17 protein-coding genes are annotated in these 20,825 nt (G+C 70.3%); 7 read left to right on the top strand and 10 right to left on the bottom strand.

Features of this window, described 5'->3' with window-relative positions:
• Positions 1 to 191: 191 nt before the first annotated feature.
• Positions 192 to 704: a phasin family protein gene (locus J2847_RS20075; RefSeq protein WP_209780610.1), complete on the bottom strand. Its 513-nt coding sequence runs from the start codon at positions 702 to 704 to the stop codon at positions 192 to 194.
• 400 nt (positions 705 to 1,104) lie between these two features.
• On the opposite strand from J2847_RS20075, the gene J2847_RS20080 reads away from it, so the two are divergent.
• Positions 1,105 to 1,860 (top strand): peptidase, encoded by a 756-nt coding sequence (locus J2847_RS20080; RefSeq protein WP_209780611.1) that lies wholly within the window; start codon positions 1,105 to 1,107, stop codon positions 1,858 to 1,860.
• 9 nt (positions 1,861 to 1,869) lie between these two features.
• Here J2847_RS20080 and J2847_RS20085 read toward each other — a convergent pair whose 3' ends face one another.
• Positions 1,870 to 2,685 (bottom strand): hypothetical protein, encoded by an 816-nt coding sequence (locus tag J2847_RS20085; protein WP_233474648.1) that lies wholly within the window; start codon positions 2,683 to 2,685, stop codon positions 1,870 to 1,872.
• A gap of 339 nt (positions 2,686 to 3,024) precedes the next feature.
• On the opposite strand from J2847_RS20085, the gene J2847_RS20090 reads away from it, so the two are divergent.
• Positions 3,025 to 4,284, top strand: a complete 1,260-nt coding sequence (locus J2847_RS20090) for a D-alanyl-D-alanine carboxypeptidase (protein WP_233474649.1) — start codon at positions 3,025 to 3,027, stop codon at positions 4,282 to 4,284.
• Positions 4,285 to 4,297: 13 nt separating this feature from the next.
• On the opposite strand, the gene J2847_RS20095 is transcribed toward J2847_RS20090, so the two are convergent.
• From J2847_RS20095 to J2847_RS20105, 3 genes are all read right to left on the bottom strand, one after another.
• Positions 4,298 to 5,068: a response regulator gene (locus tag J2847_RS20095; RefSeq protein ID WP_233474650.1), complete on the bottom strand. Its 771-nt coding sequence runs from the start codon at positions 5,066 to 5,068 to the stop codon at positions 4,298 to 4,300.
• Positions 5,069 to 5,231: 163 nt separating this feature from the next.
• Complete coding sequence (locus J2847_RS20100; protein ID WP_209780613.1) at positions 5,232 to 5,747, bottom strand: MmcB family DNA repair protein; 516 nt, start codon at positions 5,745 to 5,747, stop codon at positions 5,232 to 5,234.
• Between the two features lie 101 nt (positions 5,748 to 5,848).
• Positions 5,849 to 7,567: a sensor histidine kinase gene (locus tag J2847_RS20105; protein ID WP_233474651.1), complete on the bottom strand. Its 1,719-nt coding sequence runs from the start codon at positions 7,565 to 7,567 to the stop codon at positions 5,849 to 5,851.
• 227 nt (positions 7,568 to 7,794) lie between these two features.
• On the opposite strand from J2847_RS20105, the gene J2847_RS20110 reads away from it, so the two are divergent.
• From J2847_RS20110 to J2847_RS20125, 4 genes are all read left to right on the top strand, one after another.
• Entirely contained in the window at positions 7,795 to 9,201 is a 1,407-nt protein-coding gene (locus J2847_RS20110) for a hybrid sensor histidine kinase/response regulator (protein WP_325169450.1), read from the top strand.
• A 306-nt stretch (positions 9,202 to 9,507) separates the two neighbouring features.
• Positions 9,508 to 11,664 (top strand): sensor histidine kinase, encoded by a 2,157-nt coding sequence (locus J2847_RS20115; RefSeq protein ID WP_325169451.1) that lies wholly within the window; start codon positions 9,508 to 9,510, stop codon positions 11,662 to 11,664.
• Between the two features lie 499 nt (positions 11,665 to 12,163).
• Positions 12,164 to 13,552: a bifunctional enoyl-CoA hydratase/phosphate acetyltransferase gene (locus J2847_RS20120; RefSeq protein WP_209780657.1), complete on the top strand. Its 1,389-nt coding sequence runs from the start codon at positions 12,164 to 12,166 to the stop codon at positions 13,550 to 13,552.
• A gap of 14 nt (positions 13,553 to 13,566) precedes the next feature.
• Positions 13,567 to 14,763, top strand: a complete 1,197-nt coding sequence (locus J2847_RS20125; RefSeq protein WP_209780616.1) for an acetate/propionate family kinase — start codon at positions 13,567 to 13,569, stop codon at positions 14,761 to 14,763.
• Between the two features lie 131 nt (positions 14,764 to 14,894).
• Here J2847_RS20125 and J2847_RS20130 read toward each other — a convergent pair whose 3' ends face one another.
• Positions 14,895 to 15,170: a hypothetical protein gene (locus tag J2847_RS20130; RefSeq protein ID WP_233474652.1), complete on the bottom strand. Its 276-nt coding sequence runs from the start codon at positions 15,168 to 15,170 to the stop codon at positions 14,895 to 14,897.
• 153 nt (positions 15,171 to 15,323) lie between these two features.
• Positions 15,324 to 16,976, bottom strand: coding sequence for a glucose-6-phosphate isomerase (gene pgi / locus J2847_RS20135; RefSeq protein WP_209780617.1), 1,653 nt, complete (start codon positions 16,974 to 16,976; stop codon positions 15,324 to 15,326).
• 170 nt (positions 16,977 to 17,146) lie between these two features.
• Here pgi and J2847_RS20140 point away from each other — a divergent pair, with 170 nt between their 5' ends.
• Positions 17,147 to 17,332, top strand: coding sequence for a hypothetical protein (locus tag J2847_RS20140; RefSeq protein ID WP_209780618.1), 186 nt, complete (start codon positions 17,147 to 17,149; stop codon positions 17,330 to 17,332).
• Positions 17,333 to 17,356: 24 nt separating this feature from the next.
• On the opposite strand, the gene J2847_RS20145 is transcribed toward J2847_RS20140, so the two are convergent.
• The 3 genes from J2847_RS20145 to J2847_RS20155 form a co-directional block, all read right to left on the bottom strand.
• Complete coding sequence (locus tag J2847_RS20145) at positions 17,357 to 18,712, bottom strand: M16 family metallopeptidase (RefSeq protein ID WP_209780619.1); 1,356 nt, start codon at positions 18,710 to 18,712, stop codon at positions 17,357 to 17,359.
• 2 nt (positions 18,713 to 18,714) lie between these two features.
• Entirely contained in the window at positions 18,715 to 20,097 is a 1,383-nt protein-coding gene (locus J2847_RS20150; protein WP_209780620.1) for a M16 family metallopeptidase, read from the bottom strand.
• A gap of 101 nt (positions 20,098 to 20,198) precedes the next feature.
• Complete coding sequence (locus tag J2847_RS20155) at positions 20,199 to 20,795, bottom strand: DUF3035 domain-containing protein (protein WP_209780621.1); 597 nt, start codon at positions 20,793 to 20,795, stop codon at positions 20,199 to 20,201.
• Positions 20,796 to 20,825: the final 30 nt, after the last annotated feature.

A 20,825-nucleotide genomic window follows, 5' to 3' on the forward strand; every position in this document is an offset into this window, starting at 1 on the left:
AGGCAGGTGGCCGGTGCTTGTCAAAGAGAATTTTTTGCGCTGCACAAAAATCTAAAGGCGAGTGGGCGCCTCTTCCGGGTGCCCCTCCCGCACGCGGAAGGGATGACTCGAACGGACAAGGCCCGGCGACCATGGGGATGGTCGCCGGGCCTTGCGGGCCGCTCGGGCGCTGCCAGTCACCTGCCAGGATGTCAGGCGGCGAGCGGCTTGGAGAGGGTCTCGACGGTGGCGGTCACGCGGGCGTTCAACGGGGCCAGCGCCTCGTTGGTGACCTTCACCGACAGTTCCTGGATGCGGCTGGCCTCGGCGACCAGCGAATCGAAGCTGGACTTGAAGAAGCTGTTTTGCAGCTCGACCACCTCTTGCAGGCTCTTGGCGGTCAGCAGGGCCTTGCCGGTGGTGATCGACTTGTCGAGCGCCGACTGGCTGTAGGCGACGAACTCGCGGCTCAGATCCTCGGCGCCCTTGGCGGCGATGCTCCCGCTCTCGACCAGGGCGGCGACGGTCGCCTTGTTGGCGGCCTGGATGTCCTCGTAGCTCTTCAGCAACTGGCTGGCGGCCTTGTCGAACTGCTCCTTGGCGACCGTGGCGGTCTGCTCGAACTGCTTGACGGTCTGCTCCTGCCCGGCCTTCACGAAGCCCTCGTACTGCTCCTTGGCCTGGGCGGTGACGGTCTCGATGGACTTCGGCGAAAACTTGGTCATGACGCGCGTTCCTTCCTGGGCTGATGCCGGCCCCGCGGTTCCGGGGTGTGGCTCCGGCCGCAGGAAGCGGGTCGCGAAGCCTGCCGGCAGCGGTTTTTCAAATCCCTGAACCAACGTGAGGCCCAGGAAATGCTGCACTGCAATATGAGCAAACTATGCGAGCAGGCGGCGGGAGTCAAGGGGCGCTTGGATGCGATGCACAATTCCCGTCGCGCGGGAAACCCCCCGTCCTCCGGGTCGCCCTGCCTTTATTCCTTAACGAAGGCTTTACCGGATATGCGACAAGTGTAGCGTCGCCATGCGCAAAACGCGCTTCGGCCAATGGTCAGAAGCGGCGCGTCGAAGCGCCGCATCCTAAAGACAGAATCCTCCACCCAGGCCGCTCAACCGGGACGCTCCCATGACCTACTGCCTCGGCATCAAGACACGCGACGGGCTCATCGGCCTGTCGGACGGCCGCATCACCAGCGGTTCCCAGCTCTCGTCGGCCCGCAAGGTGACGATGATGGGCAGCGGCGGCGACCGCTTCTTCATCATGAACTCCGGCCTGCGCAGCGTGCGCGACAAGACTCTGGCCTATCTGCGCCGCGACATGGGCAAGCGCCGGGGCGAATGCTACCCGACCATGCTCGACGCGGTGTCGGCCTTCACCGCCTGCCTGCGGCAGGTCGCGGCCGAGGACCGGGAGTCGCTGGAGGCGTCCAAGCTGCATTTCAACCTGCACGCCATCATCGGCGGGCAGCTCGCCGAGGACCGCGAGCCCTACATGTTCCTGGTCTATCCGGAGGGCAACTGGATCGAGGTGGACGAGCGCACGCCCTACCTGTCGATCGGCGCCACCGCCTACGGCAAGCCGATCCTCGACCGCGCGCTGTCCTACAACACCGACATGCAGACGGCGCTGAAGCTGGCCTACCTGTCCTTCGACAGCACGCGCTTCTCGACCAACGACGTCGGCTTCCCCATCGACATGGTGTCCTACCACGCCGAGCAGCGGACCTGGCGCCAGTCGAACTACGACTACGACGATCTCGGCGAGCAGCGCCAGTGGTGGAACCGCAACATCACCGAACTGGCCCGCCGCATGCCGGACGGCCCCTGGGTCGAGACGCTGGTCCCCGATGTCCTGCGCGTGCACGGCGAGGAAAAGGTCTGACCGGCGGCCTCAGCGTCTGAACAGGTTGGCGAGCGGCCCGTCGAGCCAGGCCCCGAAGGGGCGGGTCGGCCCGACGAGGCCGCCGTCGGCCACCTCCACCTCGAAATGGACGCCGCCCTCCGCCCGCTCCCCGGCGGGGGGCAGGCCGCGCGGCGCGTCCGCCGGGCTCGGCAGGGCGGGCAACGGGGGCAGGGAGGGGATGCCGGTGCCGTCCAGCGCCCGCATCGGCTCCAGGAAGCGCACGTCCGTGAAGCGGCCCGACGGGTAGGGATGGGCGGAGAAGAACCATTGCCCGCCCCGGCAGCCGTTGATCAGCCAGTAGATCCCGTTCGAGGACAGGCGCAGCCCGTCCGGCGGCGGATCGAAGGCGCCGGTGTCGCGCAGCCGGCCGATGAAGCTGGCGAACTGGTCCGGGTTCAACCGCACCGTCGCCGTGTGGCCGCGCGCGGCGGACAGCGGATCGAGCGGCGTCAGCCGGGCGAGGTCGGTCGCCTCGATCACGCGGGCCTCGACCTTGGCGCCGCCGCCGTCCTCGGCCGGGTCGCCGGTGATGTCGTAGGTGCGGACGTGCCGGTTGTAGTCGGCGTTGAACACCATGCGGAAACGGTCGGCGCCGGGCTTGCCGCAGGCGACCCGCAGATCGTCGCCGTTCAGGTAGCTGAACCAGGTCAGCTTGCGGGCGACCGGGTTGTCGGCCGGGCCGACGGCGGCGCAGCCGGCCAGCGCCAGCGCGCCGGCCAGCAGGGCGGCCGCCGGACCGGCGGGGAGGCGGGTGAGGACGCCGGGGAGGCCATGGCGGCGGAAGCGGCTGTGCGTGCGGCTCATCGTCTCTTGCCTCACCTGAGCGGCGTCTGATACGTGATCGGCCGGCGTCGTCCCGCGGCGCCGGAACGGGAACGCCGGCCGGGCTCCGCCGGTCCAGGCTTAGCCCGTCTGGCCGGGTCCTCCCCCCATTTTGGTCACAGACCGGCCGAAAAGCCAAAGCAAGAAATTAACGAATTCCTGCTAGACACTGATTTGGCACGAATTTACCATTGAACCAAGCGGCAAATATTAGCCTTTGGCGGGGCCATCATGACAGTAACGCGCAGCACCGTTCGTACCGGACTGTTTCCATTCGCTTTTCGTGCGGTGGAGACGGAGGGGGAGCGGAGCGCGAGGCGTTTGACGCGGACCCTGTTCGCCGTCGCCGCTCTTTCGGGGACCCTGCTGGCGTCTGCGCTGACCTCGACGGAGGCGTTGGCCGCCAAGGCGGCGTCGATCGTCGTCGACGCCCGCACCGGCGAGGTCCTGCACGAGCAGGACGCCGACGCCATCACCCACCCGGCGTCGCTGACCAAGATGATGACGCTCTACCTGACCTTCGACGCGCTGGACGACGGGCGGCTGACGCTGGACCAGGCGCTGCCGGTGTCGTCCTGGGCGGAGAGCATGTCGCCGACCAAGCTGGGCCTGCGCGCGGGTTCGACGCTGCGGGTGGAGACGGCCATCCTCGGCCTCGTCACCAAGTCGGCCAACGACGCCGCCGTCGTGCTGGCCGAGGCGCTGGGCGGCACCGAGACCCGCTTCGCCGAGATGATGACCCGCAAGGCGCGCGAGCTGGGCATGCGCCGCACCGTGTTCCGCAACGCGTCCGGCCTGCCGAACATGGAGCAGGTGACCACCGCCCGCGACTTCTCGATCCTGTCGCGCGCGATGCTGGACGACCACCCGAAATACTACCCCTATTTCAGCCGCCGCAGCTTCGTCTATGGCGGCCGGCCGCAGCCCAACCACAACCGTCTGATGTCCCGTTACGAGGGCATGGACGGCATCAAGACCGGCTACACGATCGCCTCGGGCTTCAACCTCGCCGCCTCGGCCGCCCGCGACGGGCGCCGGCTGGTCGGGGTGGTGATGGGCGGCAAGTCGGCGGTGTCGCGCGACAACCGGATGGAAGCGTTGCTCGACCAGGCCTTCGGCAAGCCCAACCGCGGGCGCGAGGACGGACCGCAGATCGCCAGCGTCGAGCGTCCCAGGAGCCAGCCCGAGGCCGAGGGGGACGACGACGACGAACCCGTGGTGAAGGGCAAGCTGCCGGTCCGCAAGGCGGCGGCGGCGGTGCAGAAGGCCTCCGCGCCGTCGGCGGCGCCCGTCGCCCCGGCCGCCTCCGGGGCGGGCAAGAGCGGCGACAAGTGGGGCATCCAGGTCGGTGCCTTCTCCACGCGGGCCGCCGGCCAGAAGGCGCTGGCCCAGGCCTCCAAGCAGGCGCCGTTCCTGCTGCGCGGCGCCCGCAACGCGGTGGTCGAGGTCAAGAACGGCAAGGACACCCTCTACCGCGCCCGCATGGTCGGTCTGGACGAGAAGACGGCGCGGCAGGCCTGCGCCACGCTGACCAAGAGCGGCCACCGCTGCGTCGCGGTCTCGCCCAACGACAAGTCGTAACCGGGCATCGCCCTTATCGGCCGGCCTGCGCGTCCAGATAGGCCAGGGCCGGGCCGTAGGCCGAGTCGAGCGTCCGCAACGCCGCGTCGAGCGCCGCTGGGTCGTCCCCGCGCTCCACCGCCGCTTCCAACGCCTGCGCGGCCCGGCGCAGGGCGACGCAGCCATATTGTCCCGACACCCCCGCCAGCTTGTGCGCCATCATGCTGGCCGCCGCACGGTCGCCCGTGGCCCAGGCGGCGTCCAGGCTGACGCGGTAGTCCCGCAGGGTCGCCGCCGTCCGTCCGATCAGAAGGGCGACGCGGTCGGCGGGCAGCAGGTCGCGCATCTGGCCGATGGCGCTTTCGTCGAACGCGCCGCCGCCGGCCTGCGGAGCGGGGGAGTCCGCCGTGCCGTCGCGCAGGGCGGCCTCCAGGGCGTCGAGTCGCAGAGGCTTGGTCAGGACACCGTCGGCCCCGCAGCTCCGGCAGCGCTCCAGCCCGTCCGGCGCGGCGCTGGCGGTCAGCATCAGGATGCGCGGGGGCGCCGCCGCGGCGGCCGCCGGCCGGGCCCGCAGTTGCCGCACCACCTCGTCGCCGTCGAGGCCGGGAAGGCGGAGATCCATCAGGACGAGGTCGAAGACCGTCCCGTCGGTCGCGGCCGACAGGGCCGCCGGCCCGTCCTCCACCACGACCACCGCGTGGCCGGCCCGGCGCAGCAGGGCGGTGGCCGCCATGCGGTTCACCACCTCGTCCTCCGCCAGCAGGATGCGCAGGGAAGGGAGGGCCGTCGCTGCGTTCGCTTGCATGCTCGCTCCGTCTTCGGGGCCGCCGGAACCGGAGCCGGCAGGACCAGAGCCGTCAGTCTAGCCGTTTCGCGCGCCGCGCGCATCGGACGGATGCTGCGCACGCTCACACATGGCGAAGGCGGCGCGATGAGCCTTCGGGCGATGGCGTTCAGACGATGGGCGTTCAGACGATGGGCGGCGCCTGGACGAACATCGGGTCCTCGATGCGGTGCAGCCGGCCGGCTCCGGCCAGGGCGGCGCGCAGGATCAGGGTCTTGCGGCGGGCGGGGGCCAGCTTCAGGAGCGGCGCCTCGCGCAGCACCTCGGCGCCATAGGCGTCGGCGACCATCAGGCCGCACTCCTCGGGGATCAGTTCGGTCGGGAAGGCGTCGTCCACCGCGAAATAGAAGGCGTCGCACCATTCCCGGTATTCCGGCCATTTCTGGTCGGAGCGGAAGTCGGGCACCCCGCTCTTCACCTCGACGATGACGACGGTGCCGGATTCGTCCATCGCCAGCACGTCGGCGCGCCGCCCGCAGGCGAGGCGGAACTCGGTCAGGCTGGCGAATCCGCGCTGGGCGAGCGCCCGGCGCACGCCCCGGAAGATGGGCACCGCGCCGCCGGCGGGCGAGCCGGCGTCGTCGTCGATTCCGGTCGCGCCGATCCCGGTCGCGCCGATCCCGGTCGCAAGGTCGGTCATGGGTGGGGATTGCCGGAACGGTTCAGGAACATCGCGGCAGAATGCCCGCTTCCGCCGGTCCCGCCAAGGGGCAAAAATGGAGCGCGCCAGCCGGTGACGCGTCAGCCGGCCGGGCGTGCCGCGACCGGCAGGGGCGGGCACAGCCTGCGGGGCAGGCTGCGCGCCGCCGGGAAGGTCAGCACGGCCGAGGTTCCGACGCCCGGCTCGCTGGCCATCTCCAGCCGGCCGCCATGCAGCTCGATCAGGCGCTTGACGATCGGCAGGCCGAGGCCGGTGCCCTCGCCGACGTTGCGGGCGATGGTGGCGTCGGCGCGCTCGAACGGCTCCAGCACGCGGGACAGATCGGCGGCGGCGATCCCGACGCCGGTGTCGGCCACCATGACGCCGATGCCGCCGTCCGGCATCAGCGCCGCCGTCATCATCACCTGCCCGCCATCCGGCGTGAATTTCACCGCGTTGGACAGCAGGTTGAGCAGCATCTGGCGGGTTGCCCGCGCGTCGCCCAGCAGCATCGGCAGATCGCCGGCGATGTCGGTGGTCAGCGCGATGCGCTTGTCCGCCGCCGTCTTGCGCAGCATCGTCAGGACCTGGGCGGTCACGAAGGGCAGGTCCACCCCCTCGTCCGACAATTGCAGCCGTCCGGCCTCGATGCGCGACAGGTCGAGGATGTCGTTGATCAGCGCCAGCAGATGGGTGCCGCTGTCGTGGATGTCGGTGGCGTAGCTGAGATAGCGCGGGTTGCCGAGCGGACCGAAGGTTTCCGTCATCAGAAGCTCGGCGAAGCCCAGGACGGCGTTCAGCGGCGTGCGCAGCTCGTGGCTCATCTGGGCGAGGAACTCGCTCTTGGCGCGGCTGGCCCGCTCGGCCTCGCGGTGGGCGGCGCGGGCCTCGGCCTCGCGGATGCGGATGCTTTCCTCGTTCCGCTTCATCGGCGTGACGTCGGCGTAGATCACCAGGACGCCGTCGTCCGGCACCGCGTGCTCGCTGACCAGCAGGCAGCGCCCGTCCCGCGCCCGCAGGGTGAAGGGCTTGTCCGAACGGCGGTGGTGGGCCAGCCGGGCCTCGACCCACAGTTCCCGCTCCGCGTCGGACGGCAGGTCGGCGTCGGTCCGGGCGGCGCGGCGCACCAGCGCCTCGAACGGCACGCCGGGAACCAGCAGGTCCGCCAGTTCCGGCAGGAAGCGCTTCAGCCGGCTGGTGGCGTGGACCAGACGGTCGGCGGAGTCGAACAGCGCGAAGCTTTCCGCGCTGTGCTCCAGCGCCGCCGCCAGCGCTTCCGCCATCGACGGGGCGCCGGGGCCGAGGTCGGCCAGCGTGGCGCAGACCCCGCCGGGAAAGGGCGAGGCGGACAGCCGCCAGCGGGTGCGCGGCGGGGCGTTCCGCCCGTCGCCCTTTCCGGCGCCGGGACCGGCATGGGCGCTGGGATGGGCACCGGCGCAGGCGTCGAGCGTCCGGGTCAGCGGCCCGTCCAGCGCGGCGGCGAGCGCGGCGAACAGTCCCGGACAGTGGTTGTCCATCCCGTCGGCGCGCAGACGCAGGCCGGCGAGCGGCCCCTGTCCGAACAGGGATTCCGCCGCCGGGTTGGCGGCTTGCCATTCGAAATCGGCGATCGTCCCATCGGGGTCGCGAAGTGCCGCGAAGGCGGCGACGGCGTCGGGCAGCAGGGCGAGCAGCGCGGCCGGCAGGGGCGACGACAGGGAAGCCAAGTCGAGAAGCGGCGGAGCGTCGGCGATCCCGCTCCCGGTGCCCCGGTTGCCGGAAGGGTGCCCCCTCAGCCATGCCTGCGCGCCAATATCCATCCGGGAATGGTTGCGCAGCATTCCTAAGAATCGATAAAGGCGGGTTTCGCGCAGGCGTACGAATATTTGTCGAATTGCGACAGGGTTTTGACGGAAAGGCGATTGCCGGATAATTTAATAAAATAGTATGCATCCCGGAGGCCAGGAATGGCGCCCCTTTGTGCCCGGTCTAACGAATGGATGGCTTCTCAGGGGCTTGGGCGACTCCTACTGTTCAGTACTCGGCGGCAGAAGGACAGGGTGCGACCGTGACCGAGAGCGGCAGCCAGAACGATGCCGGCCAAGCCGGCGGGGAAGCCTCGAACAGGCCGGCGGGCGCCGGCCATTCCCTGGTGTTCGACGCCGCCGGCCGGCTGCGGAACTGGACGCCGGGCATCGCGGCGCTTCCGGGCGCCGGCGGCCGTCTGGCTGCGGGCGCCGCGCTGGCGGATCTGGACCCCCTGTTCGAGGGCTTGGCGTGTGTCGACCGTCCGCTGGCCGACGGCGGTTTCCTGCGCATGGTCGGCCAGGGGGGCGGCCAGACGGCTTCCCCGCCGTCCGGCGACCTGTCGGGCCGGCTGTTCGCCGCGGCGAGCCACGATCTGCGGCAGCCGCTCGCCGCCTTGTCGCTGCTGATCGGGACGCTCGACGGCCGGGTGGCGGCGGATCGCGCCTCGCGCGATCTGCTGCGGTCGATGGCGCAGGCGGTGGAATCGATGCGCGGCATGGTCGATGGGCATTTCGATCTGGCGCGGCTGGAGGCCGGGCTGATCGAACCCGACATCCGGCCCCACGCGATCAACGGCGTGCTGATGCGGCTGGCGCTCGACGTGGCGCCTCGCTTCGCCGAGCGCGGGGTGCGCTTCACGGTCATGCCCTGCTCGGGCGTCGTCCGCACCGACGGCTCGTTGCTGGAGCGGCTGTTGCACGGGCTGGTCGCCAACGCGCTGCGCCACACGCCGCAGGGGCGGGTGGTGGTCGGTTGCCGGCCGCGCGGCGATTTCCTGCGCATCGAGGTGTGGGACACCGGACGCGGGCTGGCGCCCCGCCAGCTCGACGCCCTGCGCACCGAACTGGCCGGGCCGGGCGGCTACGGGCATGGCGCGCTCGGCCTCGGCCTGACCCTGGCGCGCGGGCTGGCCCGCAAGCTGGGCCTGTCGCTGGAGGTGCGGTCCATCGAGAAGCGGGGCACGCTCTTCAGCGTCACCGTGCCCCGCGCCGCCGACGGGGAGGGGGTGGGGCGGAGTTTCAGCCCGGCGCCCCGGATGGACGCGGACACGTCCGACCTCGACCGGACCCGCGTCCTGGTGATCGAGGACGATCCGATGGTGCTCGCCGCCCTGGAGGCGCTGCTGGGCCAGTGGGGATGCACCGTGCTCGCCGCCGAATCCTGCGACAGCGCCCTCGACCGGCTCGGGACCGCGCCGCAGGCGCCCGACCTGATCATCTCCGACCTGCGGTTGAAGGGAACGGCGAACGGCATCGTCGCCATCCGCCAGATCGTCCAGGCGCTCGGCCAGCCGGTGCCGGGGATGATCCTGACCGGCGACACCGATCCCAAGCGGCTGAGGGAGGCGCGCCTGTCCGGTTATCCCCTGCTGCACAAGCCGATTGCCCCGCTCGCGCTTCGCGCCGCCGTTTCGCGCCTCTTGGCTCGCGAGACCATGATAACGTAAATCTCCGGCCGGGCTTTTCCTCCAGATCTTAAATGTCTTCCCTGTAACATTGCGACGTGAGATCCGACAGATATCGACATTGACATTGAAGATGTTCTTCGGGGTTCGTTGCTTTTCTGGCTGATTTTGGAACGTTCCACTCTCTTTCGGAGGAAGAAAGTGTTTTCAACTGAGTAAGTTTGCTTTGGGTTTGCTATAGTCGTTCTGGGCAGCTTCGTCGCGGTCATCCCCAGGGGTGGGGACGTGACGACGGGGTGCGGGGGCGGCATGGCACCAATGGCGGGGTGGGCTGAGGGAGGCGCGCTGGTGGTGCCGGCGTTGGTGATTGCCGGTGTCCTGGTGTCGCTGGCGGCCTTCGTCCAGATCCGCGAGACCTCGCGTGCCGTCGAACGTGCTCTGGTCGAGAGTCAGGCGGCACAACTCCATGACGCGTTCAAGGAACGGCTCGACCGTCACGCGCTGCTGCTGCGGGCGCTGAGCGGACCATTGGCCGGTCCGGCGGCGATGACACCGGACGGCTTCGCCATGGCGGCCGAGCCGCTGCTTCCCCTGTATCCCAGTCTGGGCGCCGTGGCCTGGGCGCGCCGGGTCCCGGCGGGCGGAACCGCCGTGACGGGCCGCGACCTGTTCGTCACGGCGCTGGTCCAGCCGCGCCAGTTCGGCGACCGCCTGATCGGGCTCGACATCGCGGCGGAGCCCGATCGCGCGGAACTGTTGGCACAAGCCTGCCGGTCGGGATCGCTGGTTGTGACCAACGGGCCGTCCGCCGGTGAGCCGTCCGCCGATGAGCCATCCGCCGGCGAGCGGCCCGCCGAACAGGCAAATCCTGGCGACGACCATCCGGCCGACACCACCGCTCTCGTCCTGCCGGTCTATGCGCGCGGCACCGATTCCCCGGCCGCCCAGACCCTGGAGGGCCGGCCGGAGGAGGGGGGCGACCGTTGCGGCGCGCTCATCGGCTTTCTCTGGGCGACCTTCCGCCTGGATCACCTGCTGCGGGAGGCCGCCGCGCATGTCGGGCTGAGCGCCGGCGATGCCTATCTCGTCGACGAGCGGACCACCCGAGGCCCGCGCATCCTGGCGGTCCAGGCGGGGGGGCGGGAGCCCGGCGAGGCGTTTCATGCCCTGCCGGAAGCGGAGCTGGCCGGAACCCCGGCGATCGAGCGCCGGGTTGGCTTCGGCTCCGAATCCTGGCGGCTTGTGCTGGTGCCGCATCCGTCGCCGCTGGCCGATCCGCGCGACCGGCTCGCCTGGATGGCGCTGATCGCCGGGCTGCTGGCCACCGCCGGTCTGGCCGCCTATCTCCGGTGGGAGGCGCGTTCCAAGCGCCTGTTGCAGGAGGAGGCCCGCGCCCGCGCCGCCATGTCGCGCGCGCTGCGCGAGAGCGAGGAGCGCTTCCGCCTCGCGCTCCGTCACTCGCGGGTGGCGCTGTTCAGCCAGGACCGCAACCTGCGTTACCAATGGGTCTACAGCCCGCAGGCCACCCACCCGCCGGAGGATTCCATCGGCCGTAGCCACGCCGACCTCTACGGGCCGGAACTGGGCGCGCTGCTCGACGGCATCAAGCGGCCGGTCCTCGACACCGGCGTCGGGGCGCGGCGGGAGGTCCAGGTGACCGTCCACGGACACCGGCACGTCTTCGACCTCAGCGTCGAGCCGATGCGCGACGAGACGGGCGAGGTCTCCGGCGTCATCTGCGCGGCCATCGACGTGACGGAGGCGGCGGACATCCGCCAGGCCATGGCCGACGCCCAGGCCGAGGCGGAAAGGGCGAACCAGGCGAAGTCCCGCTTCCTCGCGGCGGCGAGCCACGACCTGCGCCAGCCCTTCCAGGCGATGAGCCTGTTCCACCACATCCTGCTCAGCAAGCTGACCACGCCCCAGCAACGGGAGATCGGCGCCAAGCTGGGGGAGGCGCTGGCCGCCGGCAACGCGCTGCTCTCGGCCCTGCTCGACACCTCGGCGCTGGAGATGGGCAACGTCACCCCGCGGGTGGTCGAGTTCGACATCCACGACATCACCTCCCGGCTGGCGACGGAGATCGCCGACCAGGCGCTGGACCGTGGCCTGAGCCTGCGCATGGTGCCCTCCTCGGCGCGGGTGCGCAGCGACCCGATCCTGCTGGAGCGGATGCTGCGCAACCTGCTGGTCAACGCGCTCCGCTACACCGAGCAGGGGCGCATCCTGATGGGCTGCCGGCGGCGCGGCGACCGGCTGCTGGTCGAGGTGTGGGACACCGGCCCCGGAATTCCCGACGACCAGATGACCGCCATCTTCGAGGATTTCTACCGCTGCGGCACCGACCAGCGCGACAGCGCCGGCGGGCTGGGGCTGGGGCTGTCCATCGTTCGCCGCACCGCGCAGATTCTCGACCACCCGGTGACGGTGCGGTCCCGCATCGGGCGCGGCACGGTGTTCGCCGTCAGCGTGCCGCTCGTCCTCCAGGTGGAGTCGATGGTCTGAAGCCGGAGTCCGGGGCGTCCGCCGATTGTCCGTGACGCGCCGCAAAATCGTGGCAATGCCGCTGCCGCCGGAGATTTCTTGAGTCCGGACGTGCAAGTTTCCGCTATGCTGCACACGCTCACTGTTCCGAAAAGAACCCAGTAACCTCATTGTAACAAGAGCTTAGTGCAGTCTTTTGACATAGGTCATTGGGGTGCGGCGTGCACCGCGGTATTTCTGGCGCCCGAAGAGCTTTGCCGTCGCACCCGCGGCAATGCTTGAGCGCCTTTTGGGTCGTTTTTGCTTCGGGTGTGAAGGAATGAACGAAGAAAGGTTCCGGCCTTCCCGTGAGCGAAGGAACCGGAATCGGGAGGACACGGCCCAGAACCGGACCGGGAAACCAGGGCTCCGGCGCCGCGATCCTTGTGAGGAGCTTGAGATGGACACCGCCACCGCCGCCTTCGCGTCCGACCTGTACGGCCGCAGCGGCACCGCGCAGAACGGCAACAACGGCAGCACCATGATCGAAAACATCACGTTCGACGAAATCCGCATCGGTCAGCAGGCCAGCCTGTCGCGCCGCCTGACCATGTCCGACATCGAGCTGTTCGCCACGGTGTCCGGTGACCTGAACCCCTCCCACCTGGACGAGAACTACGCCGCCGACCATCTGGTGGTCGGCCACAGCATGTGGTCCGCCTCGCTGGTCTCGGCGGTGCTGGGCACGCTGCTGCCGGGGCCGGGGACGGTCTATGCCGGCCAGGATCTGCGCTTCCACCACCGCGTCCTGCTGGGCGACGTCGTGACCGTGACCGTGACCGCCGCGTCGAAGGACGAGGCGCGCAAGACGGTGCTGTTCGACTGCGTCGTCACCAACCAGGATGCCAGGACCATCATCTCCGGCACGGCCGAGGTCGTCGCCCCGACCGAGAAGGTGGTGCTGGCCGCCGCCGAGCTGCCGCAGGTGCAGGTCATCCGGCATGACGGCCACGAGCTGATGCTGAAGAAGTGCGAGGCGCTGCCGCCGGTGCCGACCGCCGTCGTGCATCCCTGCGACGAAAGCTCGCTGCGCGGCGCCGTCGAGGCCGCCGAGGCCAACCTGATCGACCCGGTGCTGGTCGGGCCGGAATCCAAGATCCGCTCGCTGGCCGAGACCTACGGCCTGAACATCGCCCGCTTCCGCATCGTCGACGCGGCGCACAGCCACGCCTCGGCCGAGACCGGAGTCCGTCTGGCCCGCACCGGCGAGGTCGAGGCGGTGATGAAGGGCTCGCTGCACACCGACGAGCTGATGGGCGAGGTCGTCCGCAAGGAGACCGGCCTGCGCACCGGCCGCCGCCTGAGCCACGTCTTCGTGATGAACGTGCCGACCTACCCGCGGCCGCTGCTGATCACCGACGCGGCGATCAACATCTACCCGACGCTGGAGGACAAGGTCCACATCGTCCAGAACGCCATCGATCTGGCCAAGGTCCTGGGCGTGGACGTGCCGCGCGTCGCCATCCTGTCGGCGGTCGAGACGGTGAACCCGAAGATCGCCTCGACGCTGGAGGCGGCGGCGCTGTGCAAGATGGCCGACCGCGGCCAGATCACCGGCGGCATCCTCGACGGCCCGCTGGCCTTCGACAACGCGATCAGCCGCGAGGCGGCGATCACCAAGGGCATCACGTCGGACGTGTCGGGCAAGGCCGACATCCTGCTGGTTCCCGACCTGGAGGCCGGCAACATGCTGGCCAAGCAGCTCTCCTTCCTGGCCCACGCCGACGCCGCCGGCATCGTGCTCGGCGCCCGCGTGCCGATCATCCTGACCAGCCGCGCCGACAACGTGCGCACCCGTCTCGCCTCCTGCGCCGTAGCGGTGCTGTCGGCCGCCGCGCGCCGCCGTGGCGCCGCCCCGGCCGCCGAGTGAGGGGAGGGCGGGCCATGAGCGCTTCGAACAGCAAGGCCATCCTCGTCATCAACGCCGGCTCGTCGAGCCTGAAGTTCACGCTGTTCCGCGACAGCGGGCAGGGCGACCCGGCGGTCGCCGTCAATGGCCAGATCTCCGGCATCGGCACCGCCCCGGTCTTCGAGGCCAAGGATGCCGGGCGCCGGCCGCTCGTCTCCAAGGCCTGGCAGGCCGGCGAGGCGTCCGACCGCACGGCGCTGCTGCGCCACCTGCTCGACTGGATCGAGGAGCGGCTGGAGGGGGCGACGCTGATCGCCGCCGGCCACCGCGTGGTCCACGGCGGCGTCCGCCACGCCGCCCCGGTGCTTATCACTCCGGCCGTGCTGGAGGAGCTGGAGGGGTTGGTCCCGCTGGCCCCGCTGCACCAGCCGCACAACCTCGCCGCCATCCGCGCGCTGGCCGAGGCGCATCCGGAGCTGCCGCAGGTCGCCTGCTTCGACACCGCCTTCCACCGGGGCCAGCCCTGGCAGGCCGGCATGTTCGCCATCCCGCGCGAGCTGACGGACGAGGGCGTGCGCCGCTACGGCTTCCACGGGCTGAGCTACGAGTACATCGCCCGCCGCCTGCCGGAGATCGCGCCGGAGCTGGCCGACGGCCGGGTCGTCGTCGCCCATCTCGGCAGCGGCGCCAGCATGTGCGCGATCCACGCCGGACGCAGCGTCGACAGCACGATGGGCTTCACCGCGCTCGACGGGCTGCCGATGGGCACCCGCTGCGGCGCCATCGATCCCGGCGTGCTGATCTATCTGATGCGCGAGAAGGGTCTCGACGCCGGGGCGATCGAGAAGCTGCTCTACAACAAGTCGGGGCTGCTCGGCGTGTCGGGCGTGTCGAACGACATGCGCGCCCTGCTGGAAAGCGCCGATCCGCACGCCGAGGAGGCGGTGGAGCTGTTCTGCTTCCGCATCGCCAAGGAGACCGGCGGTCTGGCCTCCTCGATGGGCGGCATCGACGCGCTGGTCTTCACGGCCGGCATCGGGGAGCGCTCGTCCCCGGTGCGGGCGCGGGTCGGCGACAAGCTGGCGTGGCTCGGCGTGAAGATCGACGAGGCGGCAAACACGGCCAACGCGGTGAAGATCTCGACCGCCGACAGCCGCATCCCGGTCTACGTCATCCCGACCGACGAGGAACGGATGATCGCGCTGCACACCCGCAACGCGCTGGCGCGGTAGGGGCAGGGCGCGGAAGACAAGCGCGTCTCTTCACGTTTCCGTCATGCCCGGCCTTGAGCCGGCCATCCACGCGCACATCCCAAGCGCGCTCGTGGATGGCCGGGACAAGCCCGGCCATGACGAGACACCAGTCACCAAGCCCGCCGGGACATCGACGCCCGCCGAACCTCCGCCTGCTCCTCCTCACGCGCGCGCCAGAAACGCAGGCGCAGGCGTGGGGCCAGGAACCAGGCGATGGGGGCGGCGAAGACGAAGCTGCACACGACCACCAGCGGCAGCAGGGTCATGGCCTGTTCCATCAGATCCGTGGACAGAACCACAAGGGCGCCAGCCCCGAACAGGACGGCGTTGATCATCCCGAAAATCAGGGCTGCGATGCGGAAGCGCGTGGATAATCGCATGGGCATGGCGGGTCTCCGGAAAAGAGTGGTTCATCAGGCTTTTCCGTTTCAACCGCCGCGAATCGAAATTGTTCCTTCCGCCAGCAAGCCGGGTGTGGTTGGCGCATGTGCCCCCACCCAGGCCCTCCCCCGCTGAGCGGGGAGGGCCGGGGCGGTGCTTTACCGGTTGGCCCGCCACCACGCCATAAGGCCGGTGGTCGAGCTGTCGTGCGCGCCCTCCCTCGGGCCGTCCGTCAGCTCCGGCAGGATGGCGCCGGCGAGCTGCTTGCCCAGCTCGACGCCCCACTGGTCGAAGCTGTTGATGTCCCAGACGATGCCCTGGACGAAGACCTTGTGCTCGTAGAGCGCGATCAGCGCGCCCAGCGCCGCCGGGGTCAGGCTCCTGACCAGGATGGTGTTGGACGGCCGGTTGCCGGGGAAGACGCGGTGGGGAACCAGCGCCTCGACCTCCTTCGGGGCCTTGCCGGATTTCGCCATCTCGGCGCGGACCTCGTCGGCGGTCTTGCCGCGCATCAGCGCCTCGGCCTGGGCGAAGACGTTGGACAGCAGGATGCGGTGGTGCGCCCCGGCCTCCGCCCCGATCGGGTTGTGGCTGGCCGCCGCCGCGATGAAGTCGCAGGGAATCAGCGAGGTCCCCTGGTGGATGAGCTGGTAGAAGGCGTGCTGGCCGTTGGTGCCGGGCTCGCCGAACAGCACCGGGCCGGTGTCGTGGTCGACCGGCTCGCCGCCGCGCGTCACCGACTTGCCGTTGCTCTCCATGTCGAGCTGCTGGAGATAGGCGGCGAAGCGGTGCAGATACTGGTCGTAGGGCAGCACCGCGTAGGACGAGGCGTCCCAGAAATTCCGGTACCAGACGCCGAGCAGCCCGAGCAGCGCCGGCATGTTGCGCTCCAGCGGCGCGGTGCGGAAATGCTCGTCCATCGCGTGGGCGCCGTCCAGCAGCTCGGCGAAGCGCTCCGGTCCGATGGCGATGGCGATCGGCAGGCCGATGGCCGACCACAGCGAGTAACGGCCGCCGACCCAGTCCCAGAAGCCGAACATGTTGGCCGGGTCGATGCCGAACTTCACCACCTCCGCCTCGTTGGTCGAGACGGCGACGAAATGCCTGGCGACGTGCGCCTCGTCCTTGGCGCTCTCCAGGAACCAGCGGCGGGCCGAATGGGCGTTGGTCAGCGTCTCCTGCGTCGTGAAGGTCTTGGAGGCGATGACGAACAGGGTGGTGTCGGGGTCGAGCCACTTCAGCGTCTCGGCCAGATGGGTGCCGTCGACGTTGGAGACGAAGTGCAGCGCCACATGCGGGTGGGCGAAGGGCTTCAGCGCCTCCGTCACCATCACCGGGCCGAGGTCGGAGCCGCCGATGCCGATGTTCACCACGTCGGTGATCGGTTGGCCGGTGTAGCCGGTCCACGTCCCGTCGCGCACCGCCGTGGCGAAGGCGTCCATGCGCTCCAGCACGGCGCGGACGTCCGGCATCACGTCGCGCCCGTCGACCCGGACCGGCCGGTCGGAGCGGTTGCGCAGCGCGGTGTGCAGGACGGCGCGCTTCTCGGTGAGGTTGATCGGCTCGCCGGCGAACATGCGGTCGCGCCAGCCCTCGACGTCCTGCTGCCGGGCGAGGTCCAGCAGCAGGCCGAGCGTGTCCTTGGTGGCGCGGTTCTTCGAATAGTCGAGGAACAGCCCGGCGGCCTCCAGGCTGAAGGCGTCGAAGCGGCCGGGATCGGCGGCGAACAGGTCGCGCATGTGGGTGTCGCCGAACTCGCGGCGGTGCTGGGCGAGCGCCGCCCAGGCGGGCGAACGGGTGAGCGCGGTCATGATGCTTTGGACTCCTTGCGCGATGGTCCTTTGACGCGGCGCGCGAAGCCTAGCACCGACCGCCATGGGCGGCCACGCGCCAAAACGCGCGAGACCCGGCCCACCGATGGGCTAGGCAACTTGTCCAGGGGCGGGCTGTTGCTGGTCTGACCATGCAAAGGAGACACGTCATGTCGGACAAGCCCAGCGATACGGTCGGCGACGTCCCGCCGGTTCCCACGCCGGAGGAGCGCGAGGAGCAGCGCGAGCGCGACGACCGTCCCGACCAGATCGGCATCATCCCCGGCAAGGTGCCGGGCCGCCCGGTCGAGCCGGGCGACCCGCGCTTTCCCGGCAGCCAGCCGGATCTCGCGTAAGGGAGCGGAGCGCGGAGGGCGGGATCAGCTCCCGCCTTCCAGCGTCTTCGTCGGGGTGACGCCCTCCGGCCGGCCGACCAGCACGGTCAACAGAGTGGCGGGGTCGAGCAGCCGCTTGGCGACGCGGCGGATGTCGTCCTGCGTCACCGCGTTGATGTAGCGGTCGCGCTGGTCGAGATACTCGATGCCCAGCCGGTCGCGCTGGACCTGCAACAGGATGCGGGCGATCGACTGTGTCGAGCCGAGTTGCAGCGGGAAGGAGCCGGTGAGGTAGGTCTTGGCGTCGGCCAGTTCCTCGTCGGTCAGCCCGTCCTTGGCCATGCGCGCCCATTCCTGGCGGATGATGTCGAGCGCCTGCCCGGCCTTGGCGTTGACGGTGGAACCGCCGGCCATGACCAGCGCCGTGTGGTCCATCGGGATCAGGTAGCTGTAGACGCCATAGCTGAGGCCGCGCTTCTCGCGCACCTCCTCCATCAGCCGCGAGCCGAAGCCGCCGCCGCCCAGCACATAGTTCATCACGCTGGCGGCGTACCAGTCGGGATCGTCGCGCTTCACCCCCGGCTGGCCCATCAGCATGACGGTCTGCGCGGTCGGGCGCGGCGCCAGGATGGTCTCGCCCAGCCCTTTCGGCGCGACGTCCGGAATCGTCGCGACGCTGGTCTTGGCCGGCAGCCCGCCGAAGATGCGGTCGAGCGCCTTGGCCAGATCGTCCGGGGCGATGTCGCCGGCCGCCGCCACGACCAGCCGGTCGCGGCCGAACTGGCTCTTCACGAAGCCGCGCAGGTCGTCGGCGGTGATGCGCGGCAGGCTGTCGAGCGTGCCGCGGATCTCGCCGCCATAGGGGTGGTCGGGGAAGGCGGTGCTGTAGAACAGCCGGCGGCCGACATAGTTGGGGTCGGCGAGGTCGCGCTTCAGGCTGGAGAGCACGGCCGCCCGCATCCGTTCGATCGCCTCGGCGTCGAAGCGCGGCTCGGCCAGCGACAGGCGGGCCAGGTCGAAGGCCTCGTCGCGGCGGTCGCTGAGCGTGCGCAGCGAGCCGCTGAAGGCGTCGCGTCCGGCGCTGTAGCCGAGCGAGACGGCGCTGTCCTGGAGCCGTGTCTGGAAGGCCTGCGAATCATACGGGCCGGCGCCCTCGTCGAGCGTGTGGGAGGCGAGGTTGGCGAGCCCCTCCTTGCCCTGCGGGTCGGTGCCGCCGGCGCCCTCGAAGGCCCATTCCAGGGCGATGACCGGAACCTTGTGGTCCTCGACCAGCCACGCCTCGATCCCGCCGGGACTGACGACGCGCTTGATGTCGATGGCCCAGGCGGAGGGGGCGGCGGAGAGCACGGTGAGGACCAGCGCCGTGGCGGCGACGAGCGAAGTCCGGTAAAGCGCGTTCATCCTCAGCTGTCCTTTCCCTGGAGCGGCAGCAGCAGGCCGGTGACGTGGTTGGTCTTGCCCAGCACCGCCTTCGCGGCGGCGTTCACCTGGGCGGCGGTCACGGCGTCGATGCGCACCGGCCAGCTCTCCACGTCGTCCAGGCTCTGGCCGGTGGCGAGCGCCGCGCCCAGCGTCTGCGCCGGGCCGGTCAGGCTGTCGCGGGCATAGGCCGCCTCGGCCAGCATCCGCTTGCGGGCGGTGGCGACCTCCTCCTCCGTCACCCCGCCCTCGGCGGCCTTGCGCAGCTCCGCCCACAGCGCGGCTTCCAGCTTGTCCATCTCGACCCCGGCGGCCGGGGTGGCGCCGGCGCTCAGCGTGCCCATGTCCCAGGCGTCCGGGTTGTAGCCGAGCCAGGCCGAGGTCGCGATCTTCTGCTCCACCACGAGGCTGCGGTAGAGGCGCGATGTCGGGCCGCCGCTCATGATCTCGCTCAGCACCTGGAGCGGGTAGGCCTGCTGCTCGGGGTCGAGCCGGTAGGAGGGGGCGATCCAGATCCGCCGCACCGACGGCTGCCGCACCTCGGCGTCGCGCAGCGTGACGCGGCGCTCGGCGGAGATCGGCGGCTCGGTGACGCGGTGGCGTTCCGGCACCGGGCGGGCGGGGATGGCGCCGTAATACTTCTCGGCCAGCGGCTTCAGCTCCTCGGCCGAGACGTCGCCCGACACCACGAGGATGGCGTTGTTGGGCGCGTACCACGTCTTGTAGAAGCGCTCGGCCTCCTCGCGGGTCAGGTTCGCCATCTCCTGCGGCCAGCCGATCACCGGGGTGCCGTAGGGGTGGTGGACGAACAGGGTGGCGTTGATCTGCTCGCCGATGCGGTCGGCCGGCTCGTTCTCCACCCGCTGGCGGCGCTCCTCGATGATGACGTCGCGCTCGGGATAGACCACCGCGTCGGTCAGCTTGAGGTTCGACATGCGGTCGGCCTCCATCCGCATCACCAGCTCCAGCCGGTCGCGCGCGACGTTCTGGTGGTAGGCCGTGTAGTCGTAGGAGGTGAAGGCGTTGTCGCGCCCGCCATTCTTGGCGACGATGCGGCTGAAGGCGCCGGCCGGAACCTCGTCGGTGCCCTTGAACATCAGGTGTTCGAGGAAATGGGCGATGCCCGAGACGCCGCGATCCTCGTCGGCGGCCCCCACCTTGTACCAGACCATGTGGGTCACGACCGGCACGCGGCGGTTGGGGATGACCACCACCTGCATGCCGTTGGCCAGCGTGAAGCTTTCCGGGAAGAACACCCCCTTCTCGGCGGCCTGGGCCGGGGGGGCGAAGGCCGGCGGCAGCAGCGTGACCGTCAGGGCGAGCAGACCCGACGCGAGGACGCGGCGGGCGGACAGGGCGGCGGGCATGGAGGCTCCCCGAATGAAGGACGGGCCGGAAGGAAGGGCCCGAATCGAAAGGGGCGCCTTCCATCTGGAAGGCGCCCCCGGAAACTGGTGTGGCGGCCGGCTTAGAACAAGCCTTCCAGCGGCGCCTTGCGCTTGCGCTCGATGGTCGGGGTGGTGGTGCCGTCCACCGAGCGGCCCTGGGCCTGGGCCTCGCGCAGGCGCTGCTGCTCCTGCTTCGGGTCGACGATGGAGAAGGGCTGCTCCTGGCTCTGCCAGAACAGCAGGCTGTCGATCCAGCTCTTGTCGGCGACGATGAGCTGGGTGGTCTCCTGGTCGACCTTGTTGCGGATGTTCGGGTCGATGCCGTCCCGCGCGCTGGCCTGGGCGACCAGCGCGCTCTCGCCGGCCGAACCGCCCGTGGCCGGGGTTCCACGGCCGCGCGAGGAGCCGCCGAAGACGGCGCCGGCGGCGACCTGGGTCGGGGTGGAGTCCTGCGGCCGCGCCGCGCCGGGGCGCGGCTTGGGCAGGTTGGCCTGCATGCTGGGCGGCAGCGTCAGCGGCGCGCGGGAGACGACGGAGAACTCGTCCGGGCTCTGCCGGTCGAGCCCGATGGACCGGCGGACATCCGAGCAGCCGGCGAGCGCCAGCGCCGCGAGCGCCAGCCCGAGCAGGGGGCGCAGGGTCCGGGAAGGGGAGAAGGCGGAAGAGATGCTGGTCACGTTCGGATTCCGTCGTCAGTCAACTGGCCG

This window comes from Azospirillum agricola (assembly GCF_017876095.1).
Classification (GTDB): domain Bacteria; phylum Pseudomonadota; class Alphaproteobacteria; order Azospirillales; family Azospirillaceae; genus Azospirillum; species Azospirillum agricola.

What these genes read in the sequence shown, in the direction of transcription:
- J2847_RS20075 (WP_209780610.1), bottom strand. Translation starts at nt 704, where the DNA reads ATGACCAAGTTTTCGCCGAAGTCCATCGAGACCGTCACCGCCCAGGCC.
- J2847_RS20080 (WP_209780611.1), top strand. Translation starts at nt 1,105, where the DNA reads ATGACCTACTGCCTCGGCATCAAGACACGCGACGGGCTCATCGGCCTG.
- J2847_RS20085 (WP_233474648.1), bottom strand. Translation starts at nt 2,685, where the DNA reads ATGAGCCGCACGCACAGCCGCTTCCGCCGCCATGGCCTCCCCGGCGTC.
- J2847_RS20095 (WP_233474650.1), bottom strand. Translation starts at nt 5,068, where the DNA reads ATGCAAGCGAACGCAGCGACGGCCCTCCCTTCCCTGCGCATCCTGCTG.
- J2847_RS20100 (WP_209780613.1), bottom strand. Translation starts at nt 5,747, where the DNA reads ATGACCGACCTTGCGACCGGGATCGGCGCGACCGGGATCGGCGCGACC.
- J2847_RS20105 (WP_233474651.1), bottom strand. Translation starts at nt 7,567, where the DNA reads ATGCTGCGCAACCATTCCCGGATGGATATTGGCGCGCAGGCATGGCTG.
- J2847_RS20120 (WP_209780657.1), top strand. Translation starts at nt 12,164, where the DNA reads ATGATCGAAAACATCACGTTCGACGAAATCCGCATCGGTCAGCAGGCC.
- J2847_RS20125 (WP_209780616.1), top strand. Translation starts at nt 13,567, where the DNA reads ATGAGCGCTTCGAACAGCAAGGCCATCCTCGTCATCAACGCCGGCTCG.
- J2847_RS20130 (WP_233474652.1), bottom strand. Translation starts at nt 15,170, where the DNA reads ATGCCCATGCGATTATCCACGCGCTTCCGCATCGCAGCCCTGATTTTC.
- pgi (WP_209780617.1), bottom strand. Translation starts at nt 16,976, where the DNA reads ATGACCGCGCTCACCCGTTCGCCCGCCTGGGCGGCGCTCGCCCAGCAC.
- J2847_RS20140 (WP_209780618.1), top strand. Translation starts at nt 17,147, where the DNA reads ATGTCGGACAAGCCCAGCGATACGGTCGGCGACGTCCCGCCGGTTCCC.
- J2847_RS20145 (WP_209780619.1), bottom strand. Translation starts at nt 18,712, where the DNA reads ATGAACGCGCTTTACCGGACTTCGCTCGTCGCCGCCACGGCGCTGGTC.
- J2847_RS20150 (WP_209780620.1), bottom strand. Translation starts at nt 20,097, where the DNA reads ATGCCCGCCGCCCTGTCCGCCCGCCGCGTCCTCGCGTCGGGTCTGCTC.